This is a genomic window from Pseudomonas mandelii (assembly GCF_900106065.1).
Lineage (GTDB): Bacteria > Pseudomonadota > Gammaproteobacteria > Pseudomonadales > Pseudomonadaceae > Aquipseudomonas > Aquipseudomonas mandelii.
This window is the reverse complement of record NZ_LT629796.1, coordinates 525,143-552,103: the sequence shown is the minus strand read 5'-3', so window position 1 is coordinate 552,103 and position 26,961 is coordinate 525,143. Positions and strand designations below refer to the sequence as shown.

Genomic DNA, 26,961 nt, shown 5'->3' with positions numbered 1-26,961 from the left:
CGCGAGCAGGCTCGCTCCCACAAGGGAGTTGTGTTGTATTGGGCCCGGTGTCTGGTCTTAAGACCGAAACACCGGGCCAAGTTCCTCAGGCAATCCCCAAAACCTTGAAAACAAATGCGTATTCGAGCGCTACGTCACGTAATCCCTGATAACGACCGCTCATCCCGCCATGCCCGGCGCCCAGTTCAGTCTTGAGCAACAGGGGATTGGTGTCGGTTTTGGTCGCGCGCAATTTCGCCACCCACTTCGCCGCTTCCCAGTACTGCACGCGGCTGTCGTTGTAGCCGGCGATCACCAGGGTCGCCGGATAGGCTTGCGCGGTGACGTTTTCATATGGGGCATACGCCTTGATCCGCTCATAAACGTCCGGTTCTTCAGGATTGCCCCACTCGTCGTATTCGGTGACGGTCAGCGGCAGGTCCGGGTCGAGCATGGTGTTGAGCACGTCGACGAACGGCACTTCGGCAATGGCCGCGCCAAACAGCTCGGGTCGCTGATTGAGTACCGCGCCGATCAGCAACCCGCCGGCACTGCCGCCGCTGATCGCCAATTGTGCTGAGGTGGTGAAGCCGTTGTCGATCAGGTGCTCGGCACAGGCGATAAAGTCGCTGAAGGTGTTGTGCTTGTGTTCCTGCTTGCCGGCGCGATACCAGGCCTCGCCCAGTTCACCGCCGCCCCGTACGTGGGCAATCGCAAACGCCACGCCGCGATCCAGCAAGCTCAAGCGGGCATGAGAGAACCACGGGTCAAGGCTTTCGCCGTAAGCGCCGTAGCCGTAGAGATACAGGGGCGTCGGCTGACCGAGTGCTTCGCGCTTGACCACCAGGCTGATCGGTACTTGCGTGCCATCGGGTGCCTTCGCCCACAGGCGCTGGCTGACGTAGGCGTCGGCGTCGAACGGGCCGAGCACCGGGGTTTCCTTGAGTACTTTCTGCTCGCCACTGTCCAGCTCCAGCTGGCGAATTTGCGCCGGACGGTTCAGGGCTTCGTAACGCAGGCGGATCCGCTCGCTGACAAACTCCAGGCTGTTCTGCACATGCAGGCTGTACGCCGCATCCGGCAGTTGCACACGGTAGCTCGGTAAATCCTGCGGGTGGACTTCAATCACCGGCAAGCCACCGACCCGCAGGCTCAACGTCATCGCGCCGACGTTCAGGCTCATGCCCTCGATCATCGTGCTGTCGCTGTGGGGGATCAGGTTCTGCCAGTCGGCCTCGGTGGGCGCAACACCGGTATCCACGGCGGTGTACAGAGCAAAGTTGATGCCGTCGCGATTGGTGCGGATGAACCAGGCCCACTCGCCGTTCAGCGTGCCGTGGTCGACGTCGTATTCATGGTCTTCAACCCGTGGCGCCAGGCAAGTGAAGGCCTGCTGCGGCTGCGAGGCGTCGAGGGCCCAGACTTCGCTGGTGGTCTTGCTGCCCAGCGACAGCAGCAATTGCTGTTCGGAGCTGGAGCGATAGCAATGCAGGAAGAAGCGGCCGTCCGGCTCGTTGAACACTTCTTCGGCCGCCGTGCCGTCCAGTCGATAGCGCAGCAGTTTGTGCGGACGGTGGGTGTCGTCCAGCTCGCCGAAAAACAGCGTCAGGCTGTCATTGGCCCAGGTCATGCTGCCGTCGCAATCCTGGAACTCAAGTTCGCTGACACGGCCGTTGGACAATTCCTTCACGAACAGCGTGTAGATCTCATCGCCCGTGGAATCGATGCTGTAGGCCAGACGCTGGTGATCCGGGCTGATGCTGAAGGCGCCGAGGGAAAAGAAGCCGCCATTGGCCAGTTCGTTCGGGTCCAGCAGCAGCTGTTCCTGGCTTTCGTCGAGTTGCAGGCTGTCATCGGCCGGGCGTGGGCAGCGGTAGTGGCGGGCGTATTCGTCACCGGCGGTGGTGCGCGTGTAATACAGGTACGGGCCCCAAGGGGAGGGCAGCGACAGGTCGGTTTCGAGAATCCGGCCCTTGATCTCCTCGAACAGGGTTTCGCGCAGCCCGGCCTGATCGGCGGTCTGCGCCTCTTGGTAGCTGTTTTCAGCCTTGAGGTAGTCGAGCACCGCGTCGGTGTCGCGCTCCTGCAGCCAGGCATACGGGTCAGGGCCGTCGGCCTTGTGGGCAATCGGGGCGCTGGTGACGTTGGCGGATAAGGGCATGAAGGACTCTCGGACGTTGTACGAAAAATAGGGTTTTGCAGGCGCAATGCAAATATTGATGCCTGTGCAGACCCTGTGGGAGTGAGCCTGTGTGGCGAGGGAGCTTGCTCCCGCTGGGTTGCGAAGCGACCCCAAAAGCGCTGCGACTGCTTCGCAGCCGAACGGGAGCAAGCTCCCTCGCCACAGTTCGCTCCCACATGGATTACGCCTGACGGGCGAAAAGTCGTTACTATAAGCGCCTCTTTGCCTGCCTTGCCATGGACACCATGACCGAGAACGACTATCTGATCGCTTGGGGCCTCTACGCCTTTGCCGCTTTAGGCTGCCTGTTGGTGTGGATGCGCATCACCCGCTGGATGTGGCGTTGGCTGCGTGAACCGCTGCGGCTGCTGGTCGCCGTACTGCTATTCAGCCCGACCATCATCGACCCGGTGAAGGAAAAAGTGGCCCCGGCCATCGCCATCACTGCGCTCGATCTGCTGTTCAAGGTGGGCAACAACGCTTGGCGGGCGGTTTCCGACCTGTTCATGTACGGCATGATCGCTTTTGGCATTTATCTGGTGTTCGTGGCGATCCGGTTCCCTATTGAACGGGCTTCCAACGCTCGCAAGGAACAGGCCGCCGCCGCCAAGGCCGCCGCCCGGGCCGACGATCCTGACGACGATCATCCGTTCGGCGGTGCCGGCGATGATCGTTACGGTCGTCCGCCAGTGCCGAGCAACCCTCAGCGATTGCGGGTCGAACCGCGTTTGTAATCCGGCCTTGAAGCGAGAGTCCGAGCATGTGTGAGTTATTGGGCATGAGCGCCAATGTGCCGACCGATATCGTGTTCAGCTTCACCGGGCTGATGCAGCGCGGCGGCCGCACCGGTCCGCACCGTGACGGTTGGGGCATCGCTTTCTATGAGGGGCGCGGTCTGCGGTTGTTTCAGGACCCGGCGGCCAGCAGCGAGTCAGAAGTGGCGAATCTGGTGCAGCGCTATCCGATCAAAAGCGAAGTGGTGATCGGGCATATCCGTCAGGCCAACGTGGGCAAGGTCTGCCTGTCCAACACGCACCCTTTCGTGCGTGAGCTGTGGGGCCGCAACTGGTGTTTCGCCCATAACGGTCAGCTGGCGGATTTTCAGCCGATCAAAAGCTTTTATCGCCCCGTCGGTGACACCGACAGCGAAGCGGCGTTCTGTGACCTGCTCAATCGGGTGCGCGCAGCGTTTCCAGAACCGGTCGAGATCGAAGCGCTGCTGCCGGACCTGGTCGCCGCTTGCGCCGAATACCGCAGCAAAGGCGTGTTCAACTGCCTGTTGAGCGACGGCGACTGGCTGTTCTGCTATTGCTCGACCAAATTGGCCCAGATCACCCGTCGCGCGCCATTCGGCCCTGCGCGGTTGAAGGATGTCGATGTGATCGTCGACTTCCAGGCCGAAACCACGCCTAACGATGTGGTCACGGTGATCGCCACCGAACCCCTGACTGAAAACGAAACCTGGACCCGCTACGAACCGGGCCAATGGAGCCTCTGGCGACGCGGCGAATGCGTCAGCCAGGGCAAGACCGAATAAGGATCTCACCCGATGTTGCTCAGTTATCTACGGCTGGTGTTGTTTGCGGCGGGCCTGTTGATCGGTGTCCAGGTGCCCGGATTCATCAGCGATTACGCGAAACGGGTCGAAGCGCATCTGATTGAGGCGCAAACCAGCCTGAGCGGTTTCCAGGGCACCGCCAATCAGTTCTTCAAGGGCGATATGCAGGCGCTGGTCGCCCATTACCGCGCCAGTGAGGACCCGATTTTCCGCAGCGACGCCGAGAGCCTGAGCACCTTGCTCAGCCGTCAGGTGGCGCTCGATAAACAGTTCCACGCCATGCAGGGCCCGTGGTACATCCGCGTTCTGCAGGTCGCATTGGCGGCGGATCCGGATATCCGCAAGGAAACCTGGAATGGCTACAGCTACCAGATCCTGCTGACACCGGAAGCGATGATCTGGGGCATGAGCGGTGCGTTGCTGCTGTCCTTCGGCATTGAATGCCTGTTCCGTCTGATCGACTGGGTGGTGCTGGGCGGCAAACGCCTGCGCCAGAGCCGGCCGATCGAAGATCGGGATGTGCGCGGCCTGTAACACTGATCGCTCCCACGCAGAGCGTGGGAGCGATCATCATCAGCGCCGATCAGCGTGCGAGGACGATGTAGTCTTCACCCACCTTGCGCGCATACCCCTCCAGCACCTGCTGACACAACGCAACAATCTCCTCGACCCACTCCACACCCACCCGCCACGACACCACGACCTGCAAATTAGGCAGCTGTTGATCGATGGCCAGCAAAGTCAATTCCCCTCGCCCCAGTTCCTCGGCCACCAGAACCGGCGGCAACGCACCAATGCCGAATCCGTCGCGCAGCAACCGGGTAATCGCCGACACCGAGTTCACGCAGTTCAGCCGCGGCGTCATGACCCCGTTCGCCTGCATCAGGCTCAGAATGTCCTGATGCGGATGTGAGTTTTTCGAGTAGGTAATGATCCGCTCGCGCGCCAGATCGGCAATGCCGGTGTACCCACGGTTGTAGATCGAATTGCTGGCGACAATCCAGCCCATCGGATGGCTCGCCAGTTCAAGGCTGCGCACGCTTTCCTGACGCACCAGATCGGTTTGCAGGATCAGATCGAGAAAGCCTTTTTGCAGCTGATCGCAGAGGTTGAGCGCCGTATCGGCCACCAGCTCGATTTCCACCCGCGGATAGTGATCCATCATCTGTGCCACCAACGGGCTCAGCCACGTGTGAATCACCGTGTCCATCACGCCGATCCGCACGCGCCCGACCTTGCTTGAGCGCGTCTCGATCGACTGCTTGAGGGCTTGCATGGTGTCCATCATCTGCTCAGCGTACTCGAGCACTTTCAAGCCTTCGGGCGTCAGGCTCACCCCCCGCGAGTCGCGCAGAAATAACTTCACCCCGAGCTCGCCTTCGAGCACCGCGATGCGGCTGGAAATCGACGCCTGGGTGGTGAAGAGCTTGTCAGCCGTCAGGCGGAAACTCTTGAGTCGGGCGACCCAGACAAAGGTCTCGAGAAATTTCAGGTTCATGGCGTTAAGTTTTTCTTATGCCTAGGGCGGGTTTTTATTAGTTGGACGCAGCAGGGCCGGACAACCAAAAATCAGGCCATCCGGTTCCCACGATAGGCGTCGTCGGGGCTCAGAACAATACCAATAAAATTTGCACGGAGAGTTGCCATGAGTGCGCCCGACACGCTCGACATCCCCAAAGCCACGTCTCGGCCGGGACCTTTCGACTGGTACCGCAACATCAATCAGCAGGAACGCCGCACCTTCTGGAGCTGCAAGATCGGCTATGGCCTGGACGGCATGGACACCCAGATGCTCAGCTTCGTGGTGCCGACCCTGATTGCCATGTGGGGCATCACGACTGGCGAGGCCGGGCTGATCCATACCAGCACGCTCATTGCGTCGGCCATCGGTGGTTGGGTGGCGGGGATTCTGTCGGACCGCATCGGCCGTGTGCGCACCTTGCAACTGACGGTGCTGTGGTTCGCCTTCTTCACCTTCCTCTGCGGCTTCGCGCAAAACTACGAGCAACTGTTGATCAGCCGTACCTTGATGGGCTTCGGTTTTGGCGGTGAGTGGACCGCCGGCGCAGTGCTGATGGGCGAGGTGATTCGCGCCAAAGACCGCGGCAAGGCCGTGGGCATGGTGCAATCGGGCTGGGCGCTGGGTTGGGGGCTGACGGCGATTCTCTATGCGCTGCTGTTCTCGGTATTGCCGCCGGAAGATGCCTGGCGTGCGCTGTTCATCCTCGGCATCGTGCCGGCGATTTTCGTGATCTTCGTCCGTCGACTGGTCAAGGACCCGGAAATCTACCGCGAAGCCAAGGCCAAGCAGGAGCCGGGCAACGCCGCGAAGTTCTACGAGATCTTCGCCCCCGGTATCCTCTTCACCACGATTCGCGCTTCGGTGCTGACCACGGGCGCACTGGGCGGTTACTACGCGATCACGTCCTGGCTGCCGACGTTTCTGAAAAACGAGCGCGGTTTAAGCGTACTCGGCACGGGCGGTTATCTGGCGATGGTGATCGTCGGTTCCTACGTCGGCTACGTCATCAGTGCCTATTTGACGGACATCCTCGGCCGCAAACGAAACTTCATCCTGTTCGCCGTCGGCTCGTTCACCATCGTGTTGCTCTACACCCAGTTGCCGGTCAGTAACGGCGTGATGCTGTGGCTGGGCTTCCCGCTGGGCTTCTTCGCCTCGGGGATTTTCAGTGGCATGGGCGCGTTTTTGACCGAGCTGTTTCCGACACGGATTCGCGGTTCGGGGCAGGGCTTTTGCTACAACATCGGGCGGGCCCTGGCGGCGTTGTTTCCGTTGCTGATCGGTTTGATGAGCCAGAAGGTGCCATTGAGCGTAGGCATCGGGGCTTTTGCGGCGGTGTCCTACGGTGTGGTGATCCTTGCTGCGTTGAGCTTGCCGGAAACCCGTGGCAAACAACTTGAAGCCGAGTAGCTGATAATCTGCGGGTATCTGCCCGACAGCAAAAAAAGAAAATGCCTACAGGAGTGTTCACCGTGAGCCGCCTGCTATTGAATTGCGACATCGGCGAGAGTTTCGGCAACTGGACCATGGGTCTGGACGCCGAGGTCATGCCCTTCATCGATTGCGCCAACATCGCCTGCGGCTTCCATGCCGGCGACCCGAGCATCATGCGCAAGACCGTCGGCCTGGCCCTGAGTAACGGCGTGCAGATCGGCGCGCACCCGGCCTATCAGGACCTGGTGGGTTTCGGCCGCCGCTCCATGGCCTACACCGCCCAGGAACTTCAGGACATTTTGCATTACCAGATCGGCGCCCTCGACGGCATCTGCCGGGCCCAAGGCGGGCGCGTCAGTTACGTCAAACCCCACGGCGCAATGTACAACGACATGATGGCCAACCCGGCGCAATTGCGCGCGGTGCTTCAGGCCGTGGCGGCGTATGACCGGACCTTGCCGCTGATGCTCATGGCCACGCGCGACAACAGCGCCGCCCAGCAACTGGGTGATGAATACGGCGTGACCTTGTGGTTCGAAGCCTTCGCCGACCGTGCCTACGACAGTGCCGGCATGCTGGTTTCACGGCAACTGCCGGGGGCGGTGCACCACGATCCCGAAACCATTATCGAGCAAGCGCTGACCATCGCCCGTGGCGACAACCTCACCGCCAGCGACGGCAGCGCCTTGCACTTGCAGGCCAACACCCTGTGCGTCCACGGTGACAACGCCAGTTCGGTGGCGGCGGTGCGGCGGATTCGCGAAGCCCTTGATCAGCAGAGCGCACCATGAAACTGCGGGTTGAGGTGGTGGCGCTGGATTGCCTGATGGTGCGTCTGTTCGATGAAATTGCCGAAGCCAACATGCCGTGGATGCTGGCGGCCAGCGAAAACCTGCGCGCTGCGTTTGCCGGGCATCTGATTGATCTGGTGCCGTCTTACACGACGTTGATGGTGCATTACGACCTGACCGCGTTGAGTCCGACTCAAGCCCGGGAATTGATCGCCCAAGCGCTGATCGACCTGTCGCCCAACGCGAGCACTCGCGGTAAATGCCATGTGCTGCCGGTCTGGTATGACTTGAGCGTCGGTCCGGAGTTGAGCTTGTTGTCTCAGCGCAGCGGGCTGTCGGTGGACGAGGTGATCCGCCGCCACAGCGAGCGCGAGTATCAAGTGTTCGCCCTGGGTTTCGCGCCGGGGTTCGCTTTCATGGGGCTGGTGGAAGAAGTGCTCGCCGCGCCGCGCCTGAATACGCCGCGTAAAAAGGTGGCGGCCGGCAGTGTCGGCATCGCCGAGCGGCAAACCGCCGCCTACCCGGTGGTGTCCCCCGGCGGCTGGAACCTGATCGGCCGCACGCCCGCCAAATTGTTCGACCGCGAACGCGATGGTTACAGCCTGATGCAACCGGGTGACACCGTGCGCTTTGAAGCGGTCGACCATGCGCAGTTCATCAACCTGGGCGGTGACGACACGCCATTGGAGGCCCAGGCATGAGCCGTCTATTGATTGAGGCGAGTACGCCGCTGTGCCTGTTGCAGGACGCGGGTCGTTTCGGCGTGCGGCATCTGGGTGTGACCCAGGGCGGCGGGCTGGATTGGCGTTCGATGTCGTGGGCCAATTGGTTGTTGGGCAATGGCCTTGATGCGCCGGTGATTGAAATCACCTTCGGCGGTTTCAGCGTCGTAGCCGAGGAAGACTGCGTGTTGGCGCTGGCCGGGGCGGACCTGGGCGCGAAAGTGGATGGCGAGGCATTGGCGCCGTGGCGCAGTTTCCGGCTGAACAAGGGCCAGCGATTGCAATTCACTCAACCGCTGCTCGGGGCGCGAGCCTATCTGGCGGCACCGGGCGGGTTTGACGCGCCAAAGGTGTTGGGCAGCAGCGCGACGGTGGTCCGTGAAGAACTCGGCGGCCTGGATGGTATGGGCCGGCCATTGGCCAAAGGCGCGCCGTTGAGCTATCGCGGGAGTGCGCTGTTATTGCTGCGGGAGTTACCGGCAGAACACCGGCCTAATTTCAAAGTCGATTCGCCACTGGATGTGGTCCTCGGCGCGCAGATCGGTGAGTTCAGCGGGCAAAGTCTGTTCGATGCGTTCAACAGCGTCTGGACCCTCGACAGCCGTGCCGATCGCATGGGCATTCGCTTGCTGGGAACGCCGTTGCAGTATCAGGGCCAGCCGATGATTTCCGAAGGCATCCCGCTAGGCGCGGTCCAGGTCCCGCCGGACGGGCAGCCGATTGTGTTGCTCAATGATCGGCAGACCATTGGCGGTTATCCGCGATTGGGGGCGTTGACGCCGTTGGCACTCGCGCGGCTGGCGCAGTGCTTGCCGGGGGCGAAAGTGCGGTTGCGGCCTGTGGTGCAGGAGGTGGCGCATCGCGAACAGGTCGAGTATTTGCAGCGATTTTCAAACCGCTAAAAGCTTCGCGGGCAAGCCTCGCTCCTACAGGGTTGGTGCACGATGCACGAACACAGAAACCTGTAGGAGCGAGGCTTGCCCGCGAAGACGTTTTCACAGACAACAAAAATCTCTATTTGGAAAGAAACCGCATCCCTTCCTCCAACCCCCGCAACGTCAACGGGTACATCTGGTCGTCAATCAAGTCCCGCACAATATTGGTCGACGATGTATACCCCCACGTATCTTTCGGATAGGGGTTGATCCAGATGACCTTCTTGTACTTCTCCATGAACCGCTGCATCCACACATAACCGGCTTCTTCGTTCCAGTGCTCGACGCTGCCGCCGGCCTGGGTGATTTCATACGGCGCCATCGCAGCGTCACCAATGAAGATCACTTTGTAGTCGGCGCCGTACTTGTGCAGCAGGTCCTGGGTCGACGTGCGCTCGGAAGTGCGGCGCATGTTGTTCTTCCACACAGACTCATAAATGAAGTTGTGGAAGTAGAAGTACTCCAGGTGCTTGAACTCGGTCTTGCAGGCCGAGAACAGTTCCTCGCAGATCTTCACATGCGCGTCCATCGAGCCGCCGATGTCGAACAGCAGCAACAGCTTGACGGTGTTACGCCGCTCCGGCCGCATCTGGATATTCAGCAGGCCGGCATCGCGCGCGGTGTGGTCGATAGTGCCGTCGATGTCCAGCTCTTCCGCCGCACCCTGACGGGCAAATTTGCGCAAGCGGCGCAGGGCGACCTTGATGTTGCGCGTGCCCAGTTCCACCGAATCGTCGAGGTTCTTGTACTCGCGCTGATCCCACACCTTGACCGCTTTGCCCTGGCGCTTGCCGGCATCGCCGACGCGAATGCCTTCCGGGTTGAAGCCGCCGGAGCCAAACGGACTGGTGCCGCCGGTGCCGATCCATTTGTTACCGCCGGCATGGCGTTCTTTCTGTTCTTCGAGGCGTTTCTTGAATTCTTCGATCAGCTTGTCCAGACCGCCGAGGGACTGGATCGCGGCCCGTTCTTCTTCGGTCAGGGAACGCTCGAATTCCTTGCGCAGCCAATCTTCAGGAATCAAGGCCTGAAGGTGATCGTCGAGTTTCTCCAGGCCATTGAAGTAGGCGCCGAACGCGCGGTCGAACTTGTCGAAATGCCGTTCGTCCTTCACCAGAATCGCCCGGGACAGGTAATAGAACTCGTCCATGTCGGCGAAGGTCACGCGTTGTTTCAGCGCATTGATCAGGTCCAGAAGCTCACGCACCGAGACCGGCACCTTGGCTGCGCGCATTTCATTGAACAGGTTGAGCAGCATGGCGATCAGCCTCTTAGCGGGTGCCGCGACGGCTCATGAACGCCAGGCGCTCAAGCAATTGAACATCCTGTTCGTTCTTCACCAGGGCGCCTGCCAAGGGTGGGATCGCTTTGGTCGGATCGCGTTCGCGCAGTACCGCTTCGCCGATGTTGTCGGCCATCAGCAGCTTCAGCCAGTCCACCAGTTCCGAGGTCGACGGCTTCTTCTTCAGGCCCGGCACCTTGCGCACGTCGAAGAACACGTCCAGCGCTTCGCTGACCAGGTCTTTCTTGATGTTCGGGTAGTGCACGTCGACGATTTTCTGCAGCGTCACGCGATCCGGGAACGCGATGTAGTGGAAGAAGCAGCGGCGCAGGAAGGCGTCCGGCAGCTCTTTCTCGTTGTTGGAGGTAATGATGATGATCGGGCGTTTCTTGGCCTTGATGGTTTCGTCGATCTCGTAAACGTAGAACTCCATCTTGTCGAGTTCTTGCAGCAGGTCGTTCGGGAACTCGATGTCGGCCTTGTCGATTTCGTCGATCAGCAGAATCACTCGCTCTTCGGACTCGAACGCTTCCCAGAGCTTGCCCTTTTTCAGGTAGTTGCGAACGTCGTGGACTTTTTCCGTGCCCAGTTGCGAGTCACGCAGGCGGCTGACCGCGTCGTACTCGTACAGGCCCTGATGCGCCTTGGTGGTGGACTTGATGTGCCAGGTGATCAATTTTGCACCGAAGGACTCGGCCAATTGCTCGGCGAGCATGGTTTTGCCGGTGCCTGGCTCGCCCTTGACCAGCAGTGGACGCTCCAGGGTAATGGCGGCGTTGACCGCCAGCTTCAGGTCATCGGTGGCGACGTAGGCCTGGGTGCCTTCGAACTTCATCTGCTAATCCTCGAACGGTAAGCCGACCTGAATCAGGCAGGGCGGGGCGCAATAAGTGTAGTGCCCGACTATAACGCGCAGGCCGGTCGACTGTGAACGCAGACGGCTTATTCAGTCTCTGACTGCCCGGTACACTGCTGAACTGTCGGGTCGGCTGAGAGCCTTGTACAGTAAGGTTCGCAGCGGTTCGGCACTGTGACACATACCCCAGTATTCAGCGTTTAGATGTGCCGTACGTCGCATGCAAGTGCTTGCGACACGTGCCCCGGAGATACCAGTGTCCTATTTAGCCCGCCGTGACGGTCGGTACAGCTACCGTCGACGCTTTCCCGCAGATGTAGCTGCCTTGATTGGTCGGAACGAGTACCGCAAAGCCTTGGGGACTGCTGATCGGTCGGAGGCGCTGCGCCTATCACACGCTGTGTCGGTTGAGTTCGACCGGATCTGTGATGAGGCAGTGGCCGCATTAGCTGGGCCACAACCGAGTACAGAGCCTGCCGCCGTGAAGTCTCAAGCACCGACCGCCGCTGAGGTGCTGGGGAATCTAGACGCTATGGTCCGGGGCTTCACGCTGAACATCACTGAGCGTATGCAGTCGTCCGGCTGGCAGTCCGAGCTTGAGTGGCGCAGAGCGTCCCTAGAGGCGCACGCCAATGGCACGGTGCTGCCGGGGCTGGACCTGCACCCGGTGACAGCGCGGACGCTCCTGCGGGCACTGGACGACACTCTGGCCGGGAATCCCCCTCGGTTTGATGTTCCTGCACCGGGCGGGGCTGCTCCCACCGCTCCTGTGTCGAGCGATACCGTCACCGAGGCGGTGTTCCAGTCGGTGCTTGATGATTACTACGAAGGCGTAGGGCCGAGCCGGGTGAGCAAGATAAAGAGCCTCACGCGCCGTGTACTTGCATGGCCTAGCACTCAAGCGGAGCAGCTTGAGCGGGTGATGCAGTACTGTGCTGAGCGGCTGGAGGCGGGCGGTAAGGCCACGTCTGTGCACGGTGATGCTGCGGGATTAATCACTGTGCTGCGCCGCGTTCCCGGCTGGCAGAGCATTACTTTGCCGAGGGCTGGCGCAGTCGCTAGAGCCGTCCGATCCGGTGGCGGAATGAACGTGAACCAGCGTTCAAGTATTCCCTTGGATCGGATGCTGAACCTGCACACCGAGATGAAGGAGCAAGTGCGCGGTCATCACTCGACGGTTGTCCTGCTGGCACGGTACGGGTTACGACCCGGGGAGCTGCTGCAAGAGGGACCGGAGGCGCTGGGGTATCGCGTGGACATTCTCGGCAATCGGGAGCTGGTGTTCAAGGCCGCGCTCAGTGGCGGTAAGAACGCCGCTGCCCGCCGGGATATACCTGTGCATGCCGATGATGCTGGGATGTTCCGTGAGGTGCTGGCGGGCCTTGGGCTAGCCAAGGATGCCACTCCGGTGCAGCGTGATAGACGGATTCGCCAGCGCGTGCGGAACGTGTCGCGTGTGTTCAACCGTCTGCTTGGCGAGGGGGACGGGCTGTCGCTGTACAGCCAGCGTCACACCTGCGCGGACCTTCTGCGGGTTGTGGGTGCTACGGCGGAGGAAGTCGGCGGGGTGCTGGGCCATACCGCTGCTGGCGCTAAAGCCACGAGCATTTACGGTGGGAGCCAGCCTTTGGACCGACCGCGTGAGCTGCTGGAGAAGGTGCGGGCGCTAATCCCAAGCTGAGGGTGCACACCCAGCAACGCACCGGTCTAGAGCCTTCGCAATAGAAGGACAGTCAACGAGGATAGAAGGCGAGCAACGACTCTGCAATAGAATCGCATTTAGTGGAAAGGGAAGGATGACGAGGCAGCTACAAGCCACGTATTACAAGGGCTATAGCCGTTTTGTCGTTTGCCTAGTCCCTTAGTGGAAGGGAGAGGCTAGCAACGACTCTGCAATAGCTACCCCTTTGAAGGGAGAGAGAGGCTAGTAACCGCTTCCTTCGATCCGCAAGCAATAGCTAGTGCCTATACGCGGGACAGAAAGAAACTGCGCTTTGCTGGGTTCCAGCCTCTGCAAGAGCCATCAGCCCCAAGAGGAAACCAACACACACAAGGAGACTGACGAATTGACCGAATTAGACATGAACGACCTGGAGCCGATGTTTGCAGATGACCCGATGTTCGAGGCGTCCGCGCCACCGGACGGACTGAACTACATGGAAACGCTGTTCTGGAATGAGCTGGTACAAGGCAAAGCAATCAACTTGCAGCTCCTGTCACAGTCGCCTGAGTACAAGCGAGCCGTGGACCTGTTCGCCGGTGAGTCGGGCAAGGCAGTGCACAACGGACAGACGTACTGGCAGCGCCGCCAAGAGCGTGTACGCCAGCGCAGCGCCGAGAACAAGCAAGACGCGGCTGACTTCGGATTGAAGCGCCGCCCGTGGTTGAGTCAGGAAGCCCACACCCGAGTTATCAGCCAAGGCTTGGACGACATTCAAGCGGGCACCCGCCTGCGCACGAACCATTACCTTGAGCGAGTCGGCGTATCCGCTGATGACGCCAGAGCAATCGCCCGGTACGACCGTACCGCCATGAATGAAACCGCGCTTGAGTCGCTGAAAGGGCATGACGTTATGAAGACAGTCGAAACTGGAATGCAGGCAGCAGCAGGTATGCACCACGGCACCACGGCAAGCTGCCTTGGCAAAGTCCGCGACTGCTATCACGCTGGTCTAGGTGTGCTGGCCGCGATTCAAGCCGAGCAGAAACGCATGGCCGCTGAAGTTGCCGATTTGAAAGCAAAGCTCGCTAACCATGATAAGCGTATCGAGATGGTCGAGGATGGTATCGACTGGAAGACCGAGGCTTTACGGTTGAAGGCGGCAGGAAGGAACGCGTCTGAGATTGGTCGGGCGCTGGGCCAGAATCCGGCCACTGTTCGCAAGCATCTGAGCCGTGCCAAGGTGTGACAGCGTCACACTTGTCACACCCCAAAACCGTCGAGTTTCATTGTAAAGAACAAGAGCAGAACTCACTCCCTGACCCGAGGACATCGAATGAAACGCAGACTTGTACTAGTCATTGACGACTCAGGTATCTCACAGGAAGCCCAAGCCCGGCGACTCATCGCTGATGGCCTGAGCGTCACCGAGTTGCAGTCTGCCTTAGGCTGCTCGGTTGAAACCGCTGTGGAGTACTTCACGGAGCGTAAAGCCGGGTTCATCCCATTCAAGGCCAAAGGCTGACCGGCACCCTTTCTGCTGCATTCGATTTGGTCGTCGGATGCAGCCGCCAGAGACGCGTACTCCTTCGCGGGCTCTGGCACCTATTCGCACGGAAGCCCTCGGCTTCCTGTTCGCCCTGACCACCTGCTTGATCCCAATCGCTGAATACGCCTGACGTACACCCCGCCGATTCATCGAAACACCCCAGTTCCCGGCTGTGGCTGCACAGCCTGCTGCGCTGTAAACCCCTGATGTACCTATCTATGTCCTATGAGTCAGCGCGTCTAATCGTGCTGTGAAGGCCAGTAACTACCCATAATTACGAGGTAACAGAATGCACTACACACCCGGCTGTGCCGTCCCCGCTGCAAGAATCCAAACCCCATCCCGATTCACTGTCACGTACTCCGTGAATCGCCGTCAGAACCTTGATGCCTGTCTCGCCAGTGCTGCTCGCGAGAGGGCTCAGGACTACGCCCGTGAGAACCTGAAACTCGACTTCGCTGACAAGACGCACTGGCGAGAGCTGGCGGGTGCGCGAGGCGTGCATCTCCCTGCTTGGTACGTCACCGCTACCGGTGGCCGCCTCGGTCGATTCGCTGAGCGACTCGGCCTGACCATCCGTGACGTGTACGCCGTAACGGGGTGTCGCTCGTTCCGTGCGTTCGTGGATCAGAACCCGACGTGGCCCCTGTTCGCCCACGTCGGCGTGCTGCTTGAGATTGCCGTGGAACTGGATACGCAAGACTGACCGTCACCGATTCACCCTGGCCCCGGCCAATCCTCTGCTGAACCACCCAATCCCTGAATCCCCATCACCTGACAAGGAGGCCCACCTATGGCCGCTAAATCCAGCCTGAGCTACACCGAGCGCCGTCGCATTGAGTTCCTCACCAGCCATCTGCGCAGTTCGTCCCGCCCCGCCGTGAAGGCGAAGTACGAGGATGAGCTAATGCAGATTCTTGATGGAAAGGAACTGACCCGAAGCGATTACGCGTTGACTGCTTACTACCTGAAGAACAGTGGAACTGATCCTGAATCTGTCGAGGTTTCGGATGCATTCGCCCAAGCGTACCGCGAAACCCCTACTCCGTAATTCCACCCCAAGGAGATGACTATGACCGCATTTAAAACCCCATCCGCTGCCCAGCTCGCCGCACTGGCGAGCCTGTCCGATGCCGATCTAATGGCCCCGCTAACTTTCGACGGTGCAGTCCCCGTCCCGGCACTTGTGCTTGCACCAGTTCCTGCCGAGCGCTCCGGCGGTGTCCCTGAGGTTCCGGCCTTGGAAGCGCTGCTGGCTCAGGCACGCAAGGTGCAGGACATTTCAGTAGCCGCTGATCTACCAGCACGCACCGCCCGCATCTCTGGCGTCCCGGCTAACGAGACTGTTTCCCCAATCATGCGTGCCACTGGCGGACGCTTGAGCGAGGCTTTGCGCACCGCGGCTGGTGAGCATATTAAGTCCGCCGATGATCTTGAGTACGCCTTGCGGGTGTTCGCCGCGCACGCGTTGAACAGCCTTCTTTTGAACCGGCGCAGCGATCTGGCTTTACGTGAGCGCACCGCTGCGGAAGCTATTCACACCGACTGGCAAGACCGCTTGCGGGTTGCCGCTGTCGGGGAGCTGGCTGCCATCGACGCGGGTCAGCATCTGAGCAGTGAGGAATTCCAGTTTCTGTTGGAGCTAGTAGACACCGGGCGGGCGGGCATGGCTCAGAACCTTGCAGGCCCTGCCGTGAATGTCCCGGCGCTGGTTGCTGGCAGAACCCAAGATTGGCGTGTGATTGCCGGGGAGTGGGCAGATGCCTGCCAGTCCCGAGGGACCGTTGCATTCGAGGGACCGGGCACTGCAACTGCTGGCTGCTCTTACAACGTCGAAGTCCAACCCGGTCTGGGTTGGGTACTCAGCAAATACGTTGGTCAGTCTTGGGTTCCGGTTGAAGCCTGCTCCGCTGGTCAAGACCGTGCGGTTGCCGAGCGTCGCCGTATAGCTCGCGATTGCGCCAGCGCAGCACGTCCTGCTCCGGTAATTGGCGCGGGCTTCGCTGACAAGCTCCGGGGCTTGGTGTGAGTACTGATCGGCCTGCGCTCCGGCGCGGGCAGCACCCATCCGCCGACGACCTCATAAGGATGCGTCTCGGGTATCCGGGTTATGAGGCGAGACTACAGAGCATGCGGGTGATGAAGCCTGCCCGGTACGCGGCTGTCATGTCCGGCGCCAAGACCTTCCTAGACGATGGCTGGAATTGCACAGAGTGCGGCGGGAACGAGCGGCACACCCGGAACCTGACGTGCCGGGCCTGTAACGGTGCCCGAGTCCCTAGCGTGTTCAAGACACTACCAAGCGGGCAGATCGTGTACGTGCCAAAGAATGAGAACGCCTCCGAGAACTGGCAGCAGCGCCACTTGCGAACCCAGCGCCTGCTGGATCAGAAAGCCATTCTGAACCGCTTGGGTCCTGTGGTCGTCGGTCGGTACTGCCTCTCGGGTGGCTGCGTGCTGCGTGCCGGGTCCGTGGCTCTCGACACTGAGCCGCTGATGCTCGCGGTTGATGCACTGCTATCTGGCGACCCTGAACAGTCCCGCGCTGCAATCGAACCGCTTATCCAGCAAGACCGAGAACTGGCGTTATGCGTCCGCAGTATCGCCCAAGCCCTTGCGGCATCTGAAATGAATCGACCTTAGAGCCTGCCCACTGGGGCGGGCCGCACCCATTGGAGAACTTTATGAAAGCACGAATTACTAAGACCGTCCTGATCGGCCTGCGCGCCGCGTTTACCCCTGACCTGACCTCGCCGTCTGGTCTGCGTTGGGCTCGCTGGAACGGCACGACCGGCACCCGTAGCCGTGAAGCTGGCGACGTGGCGGGTAGTTGCACAAACTCAGGCACGTACGTCGTCACATTGGAGGGCAGCAAGTACCTGGCTGCGGACGTTCTGCTTGCACTGCACCGCGCCCAGCATCGCACCGCTGTGGTGTCGGTATGAGCCGCGCCCGGAGCAAGATGCCGGAGATCAAGCCTTGGCATGAGGAGTTCATGCTGTCGGACACCTCGCCCAGCGGCCTGCGGCTTCTGGTGAACGGTACCCCCAGCGTGCTGGCTGGCTGCCCGAGTGAGCCGACTTGGCCTCATGATAAGAGCATGGCGCGGCACTGCATCTGGCCCCGGAATTACTGCGTGTCGGTGATCGTCGGCTGGGAAGGCGAAGACCTCGGCGGATTCATGAAGTGGGATATGCAGCTCGAAACTGTCCCTGCTGGCGTTGTCCGTGAAATCCTGCTGGAACACTACGAGCGAGAGCAGCAGATCCAGTTGCTGGAGCAGCACCTACAGCAGCAGATGGAAGTGGCCTAACGGCTGCTTCCCTTTTTCGTCTCCGGGCTGCGACCTAAAAATATTGTATCCACCCGAGGGGGTCCCTCCACTGAAAGCATCGCCATTGCCCCCGTGGCCCTTCGCCCTGTGCTTGCGTAAGTTCGACCCTGAGCTAGCCTCGATAGCGTCGCTGGTGTGGCGACGTGCCATTAAGGAGTAGATATGCCTACTAGACATCGTGATGCCGTGACCGGGACGTACGTGACTGAGGCCGAGGCGAAGCGGAGACCGAAGGAAACGGTAAAAGAAAAGGATAAGCCGAAGCCGAAGCCTAAGAAGTAACGTCTGACGGGGCGCAGCTATCTCGTTAGCTGCGCCACTAAGGATGTGTTGATAAGGGTATACCTGAGCCACCACTCGTCGGATGGGGTGTGGTTGTACTGATTCGTGGTGATATGAGCCGCTTGACAACTCTAATCACCACGCCAATAATCACTACACCCAAATCAACACGAGTGCATTGCCATGATGATCCGTGCATACCTCCGAGCTTCCACTATCGAGCAGGACGCCACCCGCGCTAAGGAGCAGCTGCGTGCCTTCGCTGTTGAGCATGGTCAGCGTGTGGCGAGCTGGTACACCGAGAATGAGTCCGGGGCCACACTGGAGCGCCCTGAGTTGTTCCGTCTGCTCTCTGACTGTGAACCGGGGGACGTGCTGCTGGTTGAGCAGGTAGACCGGCTGGCACGCCTGAACGAGTCGGACTGGTTGAAGCTCCGGGGCGAACTCCAGGCCAAAGGCGTGCTGGTGGTAGCGTTGGACCTGCCTACGTCACATCAGGCAATGCAGCCCGCCCGTAAGGGTGACGACTTCACGGGCCGGATGCTGGGCGCAATCAATACGATGCTGCTGGATATGCTCGCTGCGGTAGCCCGTAAGGACTATGAGGACCGCCGCCGCCGTCAAGCTCAGGGTATCGAGAAGGCGAAGGCCGAAGGCGCGTACAAGGGCAGACAGATAGACCAGAGCCTGCACCAGCGGGTGCGTGAGCTGCTGGCAGACGGCAAGAGCATTCGCAAGGTGGCCGAGTTGATCGGATGCAGCACGCAGACGGTGCAGCGCGTTAAGCGGGAGCTGGCCGTGCCGGAGTGAGCGCACCCGAAAGCAGTACCCCTGTGCACCGTCTGAAACAACGAGAGAGCCGGACGGTGCGAGAGCATTCCCTTTGAACGCTGGGGCTCGCTCGGACCCCAGTGCACCGCCGTCAAGCAATGCTGTGTGTACGTGCCGGGAGCGGTTCCGGTTGTGACACGCGTCCGGTGCGCACGGTGCCGTCCGATGCAGCAAATACCGCTGAAACCCCCGTGTTTACTGGGCTTGATGCCTTTCCTCTTGTTTAGTCTCTGAATGGGGCGTCACTTGGTGACTTAGCCCTGATCCGGTTTCGGCCGCTCATACCGGGCATTGAATGCCTGAACGAAACCATTGCGTAAAATCTGCAAAAACGCCTGGAACGCGCTGATATCTTGTCGATGCACGTTGCCGCTCAGTTCTACGCGAGTGGCAAACTGGTTCTTGCCCTGGTTTTTCAGCACGGTTTCGGAGCCGCCGACAATGGCCTCCCAGATGGACCGGAACAGCCCTTTGTCCTTGTTTTCCACGTCCTGCTGCCAGTTGAACACGTCCACGTCTTTGAGCAGCGGCTTGATATAGCCGGTCAATTGGGCTTTTTTGGCCTGCGCTTCAATGACTACATCGCCGTGACCGGCGTTGAAGTCGAATTTGCCATAGGCCGAGGCGAAGTCGTTCATGCGCTTGAGCTCGATATCCTTGGCGCGCAGGCGGAATTCGAAGTCTTCGAAATTGCTCAAGGGGTCGAAGGTGGCCGTGGTTTCCAGCGGGGCGTGGCCCAGCAACAGGGCCTTGCCTTCAAAGCGCGCGTCGCGCTTGCCTTCGGTGTCGACCACGTTGGTCAGGTTATAGAGGCTGGCGTTGACCTGAGTGGCGTTCATGTTGACGGGGGGCTTGGAATTGAAGTTTCGAAAGTTGATCTTGCCGTCGTAGATGCGTATTTCGTTAAAGGTGAACGGCGCCAGTTTGCTCAACTGTGCGCGCCAGTCGGTGCCTTGACCGGTCTGGGAGTTTTGTTTGTTGGTGCCGCCGTCGACGAAGTTCACCTCAGGGTTGAAGAACTGCACTTCGGCCACCACAGCGCGGTCGGACCAGAGTGAGTGCCAACTGACAGACAGGTCGATTAGCGGTGCATTGACGAAAGGCACCGGGACCTTGCCGTCGACCTTGACGATTTTCAGCCCGTTGATCTTGTAGGCGCCGCGCCACAGCGCGAGGTCGACGTCGGTGACCTGGCCCCGGTAATCGCCCATGTCCGCCAGTTTCTCGTTCAAGTAATCGCGCACCAGGTAGGGCAGGGCGAAGTGCAGGGCAATCAGTAGCACAACGAGACCGGCGAGGGTCCACAGGGGCCAACGGTATCGACGTTTCATGGCGGCAAATCTCTGACGATGTAAAGCCATTGACTGCGGTGTTTACCGGACGTTCGACCTGACTGGACGACCACTGGCAACAGGCATACCTTTGGGGGCTTATTCAACGCTGTACAAGGACCCAGCCATGAGCCGTATATACGCTGACAACGCCCATTCCATTGGCAATACGCCGCTGGTGCAGATCAACCGCATTGCCCCGCGCGGTGTGACCATCCTGGCCAAGATCGAAGGGCGCAACCCGGGTTACTCGGTCAAGTGCCGGATCGGCGCGAGCATGATCTGGGACGCCGAAAGCTCCGGCAAACTCAAGCCTGGCATGACCATCGTCGAACCGACGTCGGGCAATACCGGCATTGGCCTGGCCTTTGTTGCCGCGGCCCGTGGTTACAAGTTGATGCTGACCATGCCGGCGTCGATGAGCATCGAGCGACGCAAAGTCCTCAAGGCACTGGGCGCCGAACTGGTGCTGACCGAACCGGCCAAAGGCATGAAGGGCGCCATTGAGAAGGCTGCCGAGATCCTGGCCAGCGATCCGGCCAAATACTTCATGCCGTCGCAGTTCGACAACCCGGCCAACCCGGCCATTCACGAGAAAACCACCGGTCCGGAAATCTGGAACGATACTGACGGCGCAGTCGATGTGCTGGTCGCGGGCGTTGGAACCGGCGGAACCATTACCGGTGTTTCGCGGTATATCAAGAATACCCAGGGCAAACCGATTATCTCGGTAGCTGTGGAACCGGTGGTGTCGCCGGTGATTACCCAGGCGATAGCCGGTGAAGAGATCAAGCCGAGCCCGCACAAGATCCAGGGGATCGGTGCCGGTTTTGTCCCGAAGAATCTGGACTTGTCGATCGTCGATCGGGTTGAGTTGGTCACCGATGACGAATCGAAGGCTATGGCGCTGCGCCTGATGCAGGAAGAAGGGATTTTGTGCGGTATTTCCTGTGGCGCCGCGATGGCGGTGGCGGTGCGTCTGGCCGAAACACCGGAAATGCAGGGCAAGACCATCGTGGTGATCCTGCCGGACTCCGGTGAGCGCTACTTGTCGAGCATGTTGTTCAGCGACCTGTTTACCGAGCAGGAAAATCAGCAGTAGGCGCTGCCTGCGATGGTTTGATCTTTTGGTGAGAGGGCTGATTCAGGTCAGCCCCCGTTCAGGAACCTTATGTTAATAAGTGCTTTATTGCACAAACCTTAATACTGAATGTCGAGTTTTGCGGGTTTTTCCCGAGGCCGGTAGTGTTTTTCATGGCCGGCTGCCACGTCGGGTAAATGGCGTTGTGCGAAGAGCCTAACCTCAAGGAGCCGTAGATGACCTTTTCCTTTGCCGCGAAAGCGTCAGTGTTGCTGCTATTTCTGGGCAGCACCCTCTATGTGCATTTGCGCGGCAAGGCGCGATTGCCGGTTCTGCGTCAATTCGTCAATCACTCGGCCTTGTTTGCACCTTACAACGCCTTGATGTACCTGTTCTCCGGCGTGCCGTCCAAACCCTATCTGGACCGCAGCAAGTTCCCGGAACTGGACGTGCTCAAAGACAACTGGGAAGTCATCCGCGACGAAGCCATGCACCTGTTCGACGAGGGTTACATCCGCGCCGCCGAAAAACACAACGATGCGGGGTTTGGTTCGTTTTTCAAGAAAGGCTGGAAACGTTTCTACCTCAAGTGGTACGACAAACCCCTGCCATCCGCTGAAGCCTTATGCCCGAAAACCGTGGCGCTGGTGAGCAGTATTCCCAACGTAAAGGGTGCAATGTTCGCGTTGCTGCCGGGTGGCAGCCACCTCAACCCGCACCGCGACCCGTTTGCCGGTTCGCTGCGCTATCACCTGGGGCTGTCGACGCCGAACTCCGACGATTGCCGTATCTTTGTCGACGGCCAGGTGTATGCCTGGCGTGATGGTGAAGATGTGATGTTTGATGAGACCTACGTGCATTGGGTCAAGAACGAATCCGAGAAAACCCGCGTCATTCTGTTCTGCGACATCGAACGACCGCTGAGCAACCGCGTCATGACCTTCATCAACCGCTGGCTCAGCGGCTTGCTCGGTCGCGCCACCGCACCTCAGAACCTTGATGATGAACGTGTCGGCGGGATTAACCAGGCGTATGCCTGGAGCAAGAATTCCAGCGACAAGGTCAGTGGTGTGGTCAAACGCTGGAAGCGTCGTAATCCCAAGGCGTACCGCGTGCTGCGGCCGGTGTTGGCGGTGGTGGTGCTGACGTTGTTGGGGTATTGGTTGTTTGCGTGACTGGATTCAAAAGAAAACCGCTCCTTGGGAGCGGTTTTTTTATGAGCAGAATTTAAATGGCGCGCCCGCGACGAGGTGTCGTGATTGGCCCTTTGTCCAAGTCATTGCAATCCATGTCCGCCGCTGGTTATAGTCGGCGCTCGGTGGTTCTGTTACCCACCGCCCACCCCATCAAAAAAGATCAGCCCATGCCAGCTTCCCTCATCAATGCGGTAGTCGATTCAGCGGTCAACGCTGGCGTCGTGCCGTGCGGGAATAAGCAGCCTGCGCAGATCAGTCATTACCCCCCACCTGTCAGTAGCACGCCGGTGTACGCAGTCGTATCACCGCCGGGCGTTGGCGTTTCGGGCTGATCAGCGTTCTTTGCTGTTCTGCGCGCCCGCCTGAAAAAAACTACTGAATTTCAGCTTCGGCTGAGTTGGCTTCTTGCCTGACTACAGGTGGTATTCATGTTTGTCCTGTCGAAAAAATCCGCGCTCGCGGCGGCGTCCACGAGCCTGTTCGTTCTGCTGTGGAGCAGCGGTGCGATCTTCTCCAAATGGGGCCTGGCCCACGCATCGCCCTTTGCCTTTCTGCTGATTCGCTTTGCCATCGCCTTGTGCGGATTGATGCTGCTGGTGCCGTTGCTCAAGCTGAAATTGCCCAAGGGTGGCAAAGCGATGTTGTATGCGATGGCCACGGGCGTGGTGTTGCTGGGGGCTTATCAGATTTTTTATCTGCTGGCCCTGGACCTCAAAGTCACACCGGGCGTTATGGCAACCATCATGGGTGTGCAGCCGATTCTCACGGTGGTGATCATGGAGCGTCAGCGCTCGGCCAGCCGGATGTTCGGTCTGGCGCTGGGCCTGGTCGGGTTGATCATGGTGGTTTACCAGGGCATCGGTCTGGCGGGCATGTCTTTGGCCGGGATGCTTTTTGGTTTGCTGGCGTTGGCGAGCATGACCTTTGGCTCGATCATGCAGAAGCGCATCACCGACAATCCCCTCGGCACACTGCCGGTGCAGTACCTCGCGGGGCTGCTGCTCTGCGGGATCTTCGTGCCGTTCCAGCCGTTTCATTTCGAACACGGCAGCGGGTTTATCGTGCCGGTGCTGTGGATGGGATTGGTGGTGTCGGTGCTGGCAACGTTGCTGCTGTACCGCTTGATCGCCCGGGGCAATCTGGTGAATGTCACCAGTCTGTTTTACCTGGTGCCGGCCGTGACGGCGGTGATGGACTACCTGATTTTCGGTAATCGGCTGGCGGTATTGAGCATGCTCGGCATGCTGCTGATCATCGTCGGGCTGGTATTTGTGTTCCGTAAAGCAGCGTAAAGCAGCGTGAAAATGAAAGGCCCGGAGCATTGGCTCCGGGCCTTTTTTATTTGGTCAGCGCGTGCTCGGCCCGCACCGAATTCATGAACGCCTGCATCGCTGACGATTGAATGCGGTGACGGCGGGTAATCAGCCCGTACGGCGGCAGCCGTGCTTCAAACTTGATCGGCAACACCGCCAGCAAATCACGGCCCGGGTAATCCTCCACCACCGACACCGGTGTGACGCCCAGCATGTCGGTCTGCTGGATCAAGGACAGCAAGGTCATGATCGAGGTGGTCTCAACGATGCTGCTGGGGATGTCGACCCGCGCATTGTGGAATACCTGATTGATGATCGCACGCATCGGACTCGGTTGCTGTTGCAGCACCCAAGTCATGTTCTGCAACTCGGCCCAGCTCAGGTTTTTCTCTTTCGCCAACGGGTTCTGCGCGCCGGAGATGACGCACAAGGCTTCTTCGCCGAGGCTGTCGAACAGCAACTCTTCGGCCCGTGCGCCCGCCGGAATCCGGCCCAATACGATATCCAGCTGGTCCTGCAACAGCGCCTGCACCAGCACGTCGCTGGTGTCGACCTGAATGCTCATCGACAAGCGTGGATGGCTTTGCTTCAAGGTCGCGATGGTGCGGGTCAACAGCCCCGAGGCCAGCGCCGGAATCGCACCGACCGCAACCCGGCCAAGGTTGCCGGATTCGAGCGCGACCAGTTCTTCACGCATGCCGCTCAGTTCAGCAAACACCATGCGCGCGTAGTAGATGACGGTTTCCCCGAACGGGGTCGAGCGCATGCCCCGGGGCAGACGCTCGAAGAGTTCGACGCCGAGCAAGTCTTCGGCTTCGTGCAACATCTTGGTGGCTGCCGGCTGGGTCATGCCGATGTGGTCGGCGGCGCGACGCAACGAGCCGAATTCCTGCAACGCCAGCATCAGCCGCAGTTGGCGCAGACGCAGTCGACTGTGGATCACATTGGCAGCAGGAATTCGGGTCATGGGCCGCGCTCGCAATTAGGACTGCGGCAAGCCTGACAACAAATGCCAGGCGTTGCCAGCATTGCCGTGTTACAGCACCGATTTAGGCTTGGCGACCTGCGGTTTGCGCAGCCCCGTCAGGGTGCCCAGCGCCTTGGAAATCAACGGCCAGAACAGCATCAGCAACGCCGCCGTGGTCAGGCAGCCCACTAACGGGTTGGACCAGAAAATCCCCACGTGGCCGTCGGAGAACAGCATCGACTGACGGAACGCATCTTCCGCCTTGTCGCCCAGTACCGCCGCCAACACCAGCGGCGCAATCGGGTAACCGAGTTTCTTGAACAGATAACCCAGCGCACCGAAGCCCAACATCAACACCACGTCGACGAACGAGTTGTGCACCGAGTAGGCACCGATGGCGCAGACCATGATGATAATCGGCGCGATGATCGAGAACGGAATGCGCAGGATCGAAGCGAACAGCGGCACGGTGGCCAGCACCACGATCAGGCTGACCACGTTCCCGAGGTACATGCTGGCGATCAGGCCCCAGACGAAATCATGCTGCTCGACGAACAACGTCGGGCCAGGATGCAGGCCCCAGATCATCAGACCGCCGAGCATGACCGCCGCAGTGGCCGAGCCGGGAATGCCGAGGGTCAGCATGGGCAGCAGGGCGCTGGTGCCGGCGGCGTGGTCGGCGGTTTCCGGGGCGATTACGCCTTCGAGTTCACCCTTGCCGAAGTTCTCGCGGTTCTTCGAAAAGCGCCGCGCCAGACTGTAGCTCATGAACGAGGCCGCCGTCGGACCACCGGGCGTGATGCCCATCCAGCAACCGACCAGCGTGCTGCGCAGGATCGTCCACCAGTAACGCGGCAACTTGGCCCAGGTGCGCAGGATGACCATCGGCGTGATGCGCGCATGCTCGCCGCGAAACACCAGGCCTTCCTCGACGGTGCAGAGAATTTCGCCGATCCCGAACAAGCCGATCACGGCCACCTCGAAGCTGATGCCCGTCATCAACGCGGGCTGGTCGAAGGTCAGGCGCAGGTTGCCGGAGACAGTGTCCATGCCCACGGCGGCCATGGCGAAACCAATCATCATCGCCACCACGGTTTTCAGCGGCGGATTCTTGCTCATGCCGATGAAGGTGCAAAACGCCAACAGGTACACCGCGAAGAACTCCGGCGAACTGAAAGACATGGCGAATGCGGCAATCTTGGTCGACAGGAAGGTCAGCAGCAACACCCCGGCCAGCGCGCCGATCAGCGCCGAACTGAATGCGGCCGTCAACGCTTCGGCAGCGCGACCTTCGCGGGCCATCGGGTAACCGTCGAACGTGGTCGCCACCGATGAGGGCTCACCGGGGATGTTGAACAGAATCGAGGTGATCGAACCGCCGAACAGCGCGCCCCAATACATGCACGACAGCAAAATGATCGCCGACACCGGCGACATGGTGAAGGTCAGCGGCAGCAACAACGCCACGCCATTGGGGGCGCCGAGGCCGGGCAATACGCCGACCAGAATGCCCAGCAGCACGCCGATCACCATCAGGCCGATGTGGCCCGGGGTGAGGATCAGGTTCATGCCTTGCAGCAGGGAATCGAATTCGCTCATTTGAAACTTCTCCCGGCCAGTGCAATCCAGTCGCCCATCGGGCCGGCATCCAGCGGGACCTTGAACCACAACGCGAAAATCAGGTAGCTGGCCAGCACCGCGCCGAGGGACACGGTGCCGATCATCCATTTGCCGTAAGGCTTGGCGCGCACCTTGTCACGCCACATGAACCAGGCGATGAAGCAGGCCGAGGCCACATAAATGCCGGTGAACGGCATGGCGCCGACGAACAGCGCAATCGGGATGAACACCGACAGCACTTGCTTGAATGCGCTGCGGCTGACGAATGCAATGCTCAGGGCGTGCCAGCGCACCACGGTCAACACGCCGTTGCCCACGCTCGCGGCGCTCAACAGCAGGCCGATGTAGAAGGGGAAGTAACCCGGCTCGGGGCCGGAATCGCCCCAGCCGATACCTTGTTCGAGACTGCCGAACATCACCACCGCGCCGATCAGCGTGGTGAAGAGTGTCAGGCCGAGCTCGACCCAGCGGGTACCGACCAGCGCCGGTGAATCCGAAGAATGGGACATGAAAGCACCTCCAGAGGTGACGGCCGT

Annotated in this window: 29 protein-coding genes and 1 pseudogene; 22 read left to right on the top strand and 8 right to left on the bottom strand. The window is 60.2% G+C overall.

Annotated elements, in window-relative coordinates; all coding sequences use genetic code 11:
- Nucleotides 1-85 precede the first annotated feature (85 nt).
- Nucleotides 86-2,140, bottom strand: coding sequence for a S9 family peptidase (locus BLU63_RS02420; RefSeq protein WP_083374804.1), 2,055 nt, complete (start codon nt 2,138-2,140; stop codon nt 86-88).
- A 257-nt stretch (nt 2,141-2,397) separates the two neighbouring features.
- On the opposite strand from BLU63_RS02420, the gene BLU63_RS02415 reads away from it, so the two are divergent.
- From BLU63_RS02415 to BLU63_RS02405, 3 genes are read left to right on the top strand one after another with little or no spacing between them, the layout of a single operon-like run.
- Nucleotides 2,398-2,895 carry a hypothetical protein gene (locus BLU63_RS02415; RefSeq protein ID WP_010462122.1) on the top strand — a complete coding sequence of 166 codons (498 nt, stop codon included), beginning with the start codon at nt 2,398-2,400 and terminating at the stop codon, nt 2,893-2,895.
- A 26-nt stretch (nt 2,896-2,921) separates the two neighbouring features.
- Nucleotides 2,922-3,698 carry a class II glutamine amidotransferase gene (locus BLU63_RS02410; RefSeq protein ID WP_083374803.1) on the top strand — a complete coding sequence of 259 codons (777 nt, stop codon included), beginning with the start codon at nt 2,922-2,924 and terminating at the stop codon, nt 3,696-3,698.
- 12 nt (nt 3,699-3,710) lie between these two features.
- The gene (locus BLU63_RS02405) at nt 3,711-4,253 is read left to right on the top strand and encodes a DUF2937 family protein (RefSeq protein WP_010462118.1); all 543 of its coding nucleotides are present in this window, start codon (nt 3,711-3,713) and stop codon (nt 4,251-4,253) included.
- A gap of 49 nt (nt 4,254-4,302) precedes the next feature.
- On the opposite strand, the gene BLU63_RS02400 is transcribed toward BLU63_RS02405, so the two are convergent.
- Complete coding sequence (locus BLU63_RS02400) at nt 4,303-5,217, bottom strand: LysR family transcriptional regulator (protein ID WP_083374802.1); 915 nt, start codon at nt 5,215-5,217, stop codon at nt 4,303-4,305.
- Nucleotides 5,218-5,364: 147 nt separating this feature from the next.
- Here BLU63_RS02400 and BLU63_RS02395 point away from each other — a divergent pair, with 147 nt between their 5' ends.
- The 4 genes from BLU63_RS02395 to BLU63_RS02380 all read left to right on the top strand — a co-directional run bounded on the left by BLU63_RS02395 (nt 5,365) and on the right by BLU63_RS02380 (nt 9,090).
- Nucleotides 5,365-6,651, top strand: a complete 1,287-nt coding sequence (locus BLU63_RS02395) for an MFS transporter (RefSeq protein ID WP_010462114.1) — start codon at nt 5,365-5,367, stop codon at nt 6,649-6,651.
- Between the two features lie 62 nt (nt 6,652-6,713).
- Nucleotides 6,714-7,466: a 5-oxoprolinase subunit PxpA gene (locus tag BLU63_RS02390; protein ID WP_083374801.1), complete on the top strand. Its 753-nt coding sequence runs from the start codon at nt 6,714-6,716 to the stop codon at nt 7,464-7,466.
- Nucleotides 7,463-8,167 (top strand): 5-oxoprolinase subunit PxpB, encoded by a 705-nt coding sequence (gene pxpB, locus BLU63_RS02385; protein ID WP_083374800.1) that lies wholly within the window; start codon nt 7,463-7,465, stop codon nt 8,165-8,167. The genes BLU63_RS02390 and pxpB overlap by 4 nt, the downstream gene beginning before the upstream one ends.
- Nucleotides 8,164-9,090 carry a 5-oxoprolinase subunit C family protein gene (locus BLU63_RS02380; protein WP_083374799.1) on the top strand — a complete coding sequence of 309 codons (927 nt, stop codon included), beginning with the start codon at nt 8,164-8,166 and terminating at the stop codon, nt 9,088-9,090. The genes pxpB and BLU63_RS02380 overlap by 4 nt, the downstream gene beginning before the upstream one ends.
- A gap of 112 nt (nt 9,091-9,202) precedes the next feature.
- On the opposite strand, the gene BLU63_RS02375 is transcribed toward BLU63_RS02380, so the two are convergent.
- Nucleotides 9,203-10,381 carry a vWA domain-containing protein gene (locus tag BLU63_RS02375; RefSeq protein WP_077749161.1) on the bottom strand — a complete coding sequence of 393 codons (1,179 nt, stop codon included), beginning with the start codon at nt 10,379-10,381 and terminating at the stop codon, nt 9,203-9,205.
- A 13-nt stretch (nt 10,382-10,394) separates the two neighbouring features.
- Nucleotides 10,395-11,240, bottom strand: a complete 846-nt coding sequence (locus BLU63_RS02370; RefSeq protein ID WP_010462104.1) for an AAA family ATPase — start codon at nt 11,238-11,240, stop codon at nt 10,395-10,397.
- Nucleotides 11,241-11,481: 241 nt separating this feature from the next.
- Here BLU63_RS02370 and BLU63_RS33600 point away from each other — a divergent pair.
- From BLU63_RS33600 to BLU63_RS02315, 11 genes and pseudogenes are all read left to right on the top strand, one after another.
- Nucleotides 11,482-11,631, top strand: a pseudogene (locus tag BLU63_RS33600) (DUF6538 domain-containing protein); the annotation flags it as partial.
- Nucleotides 11,632-12,351: 720 nt separating this feature from the next.
- A complete protein-coding gene (locus BLU63_RS33235; protein ID WP_231990934.1) occupies nt 12,352-12,942 on the top strand; it encodes a site-specific integrase in 591 nt (196 codons plus the stop codon).
- 385 nt (nt 12,943-13,327) lie between these two features.
- Entirely contained in the window at nt 13,328-14,170 is an 843-nt protein-coding gene (locus BLU63_RS02360; RefSeq protein WP_144443477.1) for a helix-turn-helix domain-containing protein, read from the top strand.
- 87 nt (nt 14,171-14,257) lie between these two features.
- Entirely contained in the window at nt 14,258-14,446 is a 189-nt protein-coding gene (locus tag BLU63_RS02355; RefSeq protein WP_083374796.1) for a hypothetical protein, read from the top strand.
- A gap of 388 nt (nt 14,447-14,834) precedes the next feature.
- On the top strand, nt 14,835-15,176 hold the full coding sequence (locus BLU63_RS02350) for a hypothetical protein (protein WP_231990933.1): 342 nt from the start codon (nt 14,835-14,837) through the stop codon (nt 15,174-15,176).
- 87 nt (nt 15,177-15,263) lie between these two features.
- The gene (locus BLU63_RS02345) at nt 15,264-15,521 is read left to right on the top strand and encodes a hypothetical protein (protein ID WP_083374794.1); all 258 of its coding nucleotides are present in this window, start codon (nt 15,264-15,266) and stop codon (nt 15,519-15,521) included.
- A 21-nt stretch (nt 15,522-15,542) separates the two neighbouring features.
- On the top strand, nt 15,543-16,499 hold the full coding sequence (locus BLU63_RS02340) for a hypothetical protein (protein WP_083374793.1): 957 nt from the start codon (nt 15,543-15,545) through the stop codon (nt 16,497-16,499).
- 254 nt (nt 16,500-16,753) lie between these two features.
- On the top strand, nt 16,754-17,113 hold the full coding sequence (locus tag BLU63_RS33230; RefSeq protein ID WP_231990932.1) for a hypothetical protein: 360 nt from the start codon (nt 16,754-16,756) through the stop codon (nt 17,111-17,113).
- 41 nt (nt 17,114-17,154) lie between these two features.
- Complete coding sequence (locus tag BLU63_RS02330) at nt 17,155-17,415, top strand: hypothetical protein (protein WP_053162053.1); 261 nt, start codon at nt 17,155-17,157, stop codon at nt 17,413-17,415.
- Between the two features lie 17 nt (nt 17,416-17,432).
- On the top strand, nt 17,433-17,783 hold the full coding sequence (locus BLU63_RS33225) for a hypothetical protein (protein ID WP_231990931.1): 351 nt from the start codon (nt 17,433-17,435) through the stop codon (nt 17,781-17,783).
- 486 nt (nt 17,784-18,269) lie between these two features.
- On the top strand, nt 18,270-18,896 hold the full coding sequence (locus BLU63_RS02315; RefSeq protein ID WP_083374791.1) for a recombinase family protein: 627 nt from the start codon (nt 18,270-18,272) through the stop codon (nt 18,894-18,896).
- Between the two features lie 275 nt (nt 18,897-19,171).
- On the opposite strand, the gene BLU63_RS02310 is transcribed toward BLU63_RS02315, so the two are convergent.
- Nucleotides 19,172-20,278 carry a DUF748 domain-containing protein gene (locus BLU63_RS02310; RefSeq protein ID WP_443096495.1) on the bottom strand — a complete coding sequence of 369 codons (1,107 nt, stop codon included), beginning with the start codon at nt 20,276-20,278 and terminating at the stop codon, nt 19,172-19,174.
- A gap of 97 nt (nt 20,279-20,375) precedes the next feature.
- Here BLU63_RS02310 and cysK point away from each other — a divergent pair, with 97 nt between their 5' ends.
- From cysK to BLU63_RS02295, 4 genes are all read left to right on the top strand, one after another.
- On the top strand, nt 20,376-21,350 hold the full coding sequence (cysK, locus tag BLU63_RS02305) for a cysteine synthase A (RefSeq protein ID WP_010462101.1): 975 nt from the start codon (nt 20,376-20,378) through the stop codon (nt 21,348-21,350).
- Between the two features lie 215 nt (nt 21,351-21,565).
- Nucleotides 21,566-22,504: an aspartyl/asparaginyl beta-hydroxylase domain-containing protein gene (locus tag BLU63_RS02300; RefSeq protein WP_083374789.1), complete on the top strand. Its 939-nt coding sequence runs from the start codon at nt 21,566-21,568 to the stop codon at nt 22,502-22,504.
- Nucleotides 22,505-22,692: 188 nt separating this feature from the next.
- Nucleotides 22,693-22,857, top strand: a complete 165-nt coding sequence (locus tag BLU63_RS32975; RefSeq protein WP_167362268.1) for a hypothetical protein — start codon at nt 22,693-22,695, stop codon at nt 22,855-22,857.
- 96 nt (nt 22,858-22,953) lie between these two features.
- A complete protein-coding gene (locus tag BLU63_RS02295) occupies nt 22,954-23,817 on the top strand; it encodes a DMT family transporter (RefSeq protein WP_077749160.1) in 864 nt (287 codons plus the stop codon).
- Between the two features lie 46 nt (nt 23,818-23,863).
- Here the strand turns inward: BLU63_RS02295 and BLU63_RS02290 are convergent, their stop codons facing one another.
- The 3 genes from BLU63_RS02290 to BLU63_RS02280 all read right to left on the bottom strand — a co-directional run bounded on the left by BLU63_RS02290 (nt 23,864) and on the right by BLU63_RS02280 (nt 26,934).
- Nucleotides 23,864-24,805: a LysR family transcriptional regulator gene (locus BLU63_RS02290; protein WP_077749159.1), complete on the bottom strand. Its 942-nt coding sequence runs from the start codon at nt 24,803-24,805 to the stop codon at nt 23,864-23,866.
- A 69-nt stretch (nt 24,806-24,874) separates the two neighbouring features.
- Complete coding sequence (locus tag BLU63_RS02285; RefSeq protein WP_010462093.1) at nt 24,875-26,404, bottom strand: tripartite tricarboxylate transporter permease; 1,530 nt, start codon at nt 26,402-26,404, stop codon at nt 24,875-24,877.
- A complete protein-coding gene (locus tag BLU63_RS02280; RefSeq protein ID WP_010462091.1) occupies nt 26,401-26,934 on the bottom strand; it encodes a tripartite tricarboxylate transporter TctB family protein in 534 nt (177 codons plus the stop codon). The genes BLU63_RS02285 and BLU63_RS02280 overlap by 4 nt, the downstream gene beginning before the upstream one ends.
- Nucleotides 26,935-26,961 lie beyond the last annotated feature (27 nt).

Excerpts from the sequence above, each read along its gene's own strand:
- BLU63_RS02420 (WP_083374804.1), bottom strand. The coding sequence starts at position 2,140 with ATGCCCTTATCCGCCAACGTCACCAGCGCCCCGATTGCCCACAAGGCC.
- BLU63_RS02415 (WP_010462122.1), top strand. The coding sequence starts at position 2,398 with ATGGACACCATGACCGAGAACGACTATCTGATCGCTTGGGGCCTCTAC.
- BLU63_RS02410 (WP_083374803.1), top strand. The coding sequence starts at position 2,922 with ATGTGTGAGTTATTGGGCATGAGCGCCAATGTGCCGACCGATATCGTG.
- BLU63_RS02405 (WP_010462118.1), top strand. The coding sequence starts at position 3,711 with ATGTTGCTCAGTTATCTACGGCTGGTGTTGTTTGCGGCGGGCCTGTTG.
- BLU63_RS02400 (WP_083374802.1), bottom strand. The coding sequence starts at position 5,217 with ATGAACCTGAAATTTCTCGAGACCTTTGTCTGGGTCGCCCGACTCAAG.
- BLU63_RS02395 (WP_010462114.1), top strand. The coding sequence starts at position 5,365 with ATGAGTGCGCCCGACACGCTCGACATCCCCAAAGCCACGTCTCGGCCG.
- pxpB (WP_083374800.1), top strand. The coding sequence starts at position 7,463 with ATGAAACTGCGGGTTGAGGTGGTGGCGCTGGATTGCCTGATGGTGCGT.
- BLU63_RS02380 (WP_083374799.1), top strand. The coding sequence starts at position 8,164 with ATGAGCCGTCTATTGATTGAGGCGAGTACGCCGCTGTGCCTGTTGCAG.
- BLU63_RS02375 (WP_077749161.1), bottom strand. The coding sequence starts at position 10,381 with ATGCTGCTCAACCTGTTCAATGAAATGCGCGCAGCCAAGGTGCCGGTC.
- BLU63_RS02370 (WP_010462104.1), bottom strand. The coding sequence starts at position 11,240 with ATGAAGTTCGAAGGCACCCAGGCCTACGTCGCCACCGATGACCTGAAG.
- BLU63_RS02355 (WP_083374796.1), top strand. The coding sequence starts at position 14,258 with ATGAAACGCAGACTTGTACTAGTCATTGACGACTCAGGTATCTCACAG.
- BLU63_RS02345 (WP_083374794.1), top strand. The coding sequence starts at position 15,264 with ATGGCCGCTAAATCCAGCCTGAGCTACACCGAGCGCCGTCGCATTGAG.
- BLU63_RS02340 (WP_083374793.1), top strand. The coding sequence starts at position 15,543 with ATGACCGCATTTAAAACCCCATCCGCTGCCCAGCTCGCCGCACTGGCG.
- BLU63_RS02330 (WP_053162053.1), top strand. The coding sequence starts at position 17,155 with ATGAAAGCACGAATTACTAAGACCGTCCTGATCGGCCTGCGCGCCGCG.
- BLU63_RS33225 (WP_231990931.1), top strand. The coding sequence starts at position 17,433 with ATGCCGGAGATCAAGCCTTGGCATGAGGAGTTCATGCTGTCGGACACC.
- BLU63_RS02315 (WP_083374791.1), top strand. The coding sequence starts at position 18,270 with ATGATGATCCGTGCATACCTCCGAGCTTCCACTATCGAGCAGGACGCC.
- BLU63_RS02310 (WP_443096495.1), bottom strand. The coding sequence starts at position 20,278 with ATGGCTTTACATCGTCAGAGATTTGCCGCCATGAAACGTCGATACCGT.
- cysK (WP_010462101.1), top strand. The coding sequence starts at position 20,376 with ATGAGCCGTATATACGCTGACAACGCCCATTCCATTGGCAATACGCCG.
- BLU63_RS02300 (WP_083374789.1), top strand. The coding sequence starts at position 21,566 with ATGACCTTTTCCTTTGCCGCGAAAGCGTCAGTGTTGCTGCTATTTCTG.
- BLU63_RS32975 (WP_167362268.1), top strand. The coding sequence starts at position 22,693 with ATGCCAGCTTCCCTCATCAATGCGGTAGTCGATTCAGCGGTCAACGCT.
- BLU63_RS02295 (WP_077749160.1), top strand. The coding sequence starts at position 22,954 with ATGTTTGTCCTGTCGAAAAAATCCGCGCTCGCGGCGGCGTCCACGAGC.
- BLU63_RS02290 (WP_077749159.1), bottom strand. The coding sequence starts at position 24,805 with ATGACCCGAATTCCTGCTGCCAATGTGATCCACAGTCGACTGCGTCTG.
- BLU63_RS02285 (WP_010462093.1), bottom strand. The coding sequence starts at position 26,404 with ATGAGCGAATTCGATTCCCTGCTGCAAGGCATGAACCTGATCCTCACC.
- BLU63_RS02280 (WP_010462091.1), bottom strand. The coding sequence starts at position 26,934 with ATGTCCCATTCTTCGGATTCACCGGCGCTGGTCGGTACCCGCTGGGTC.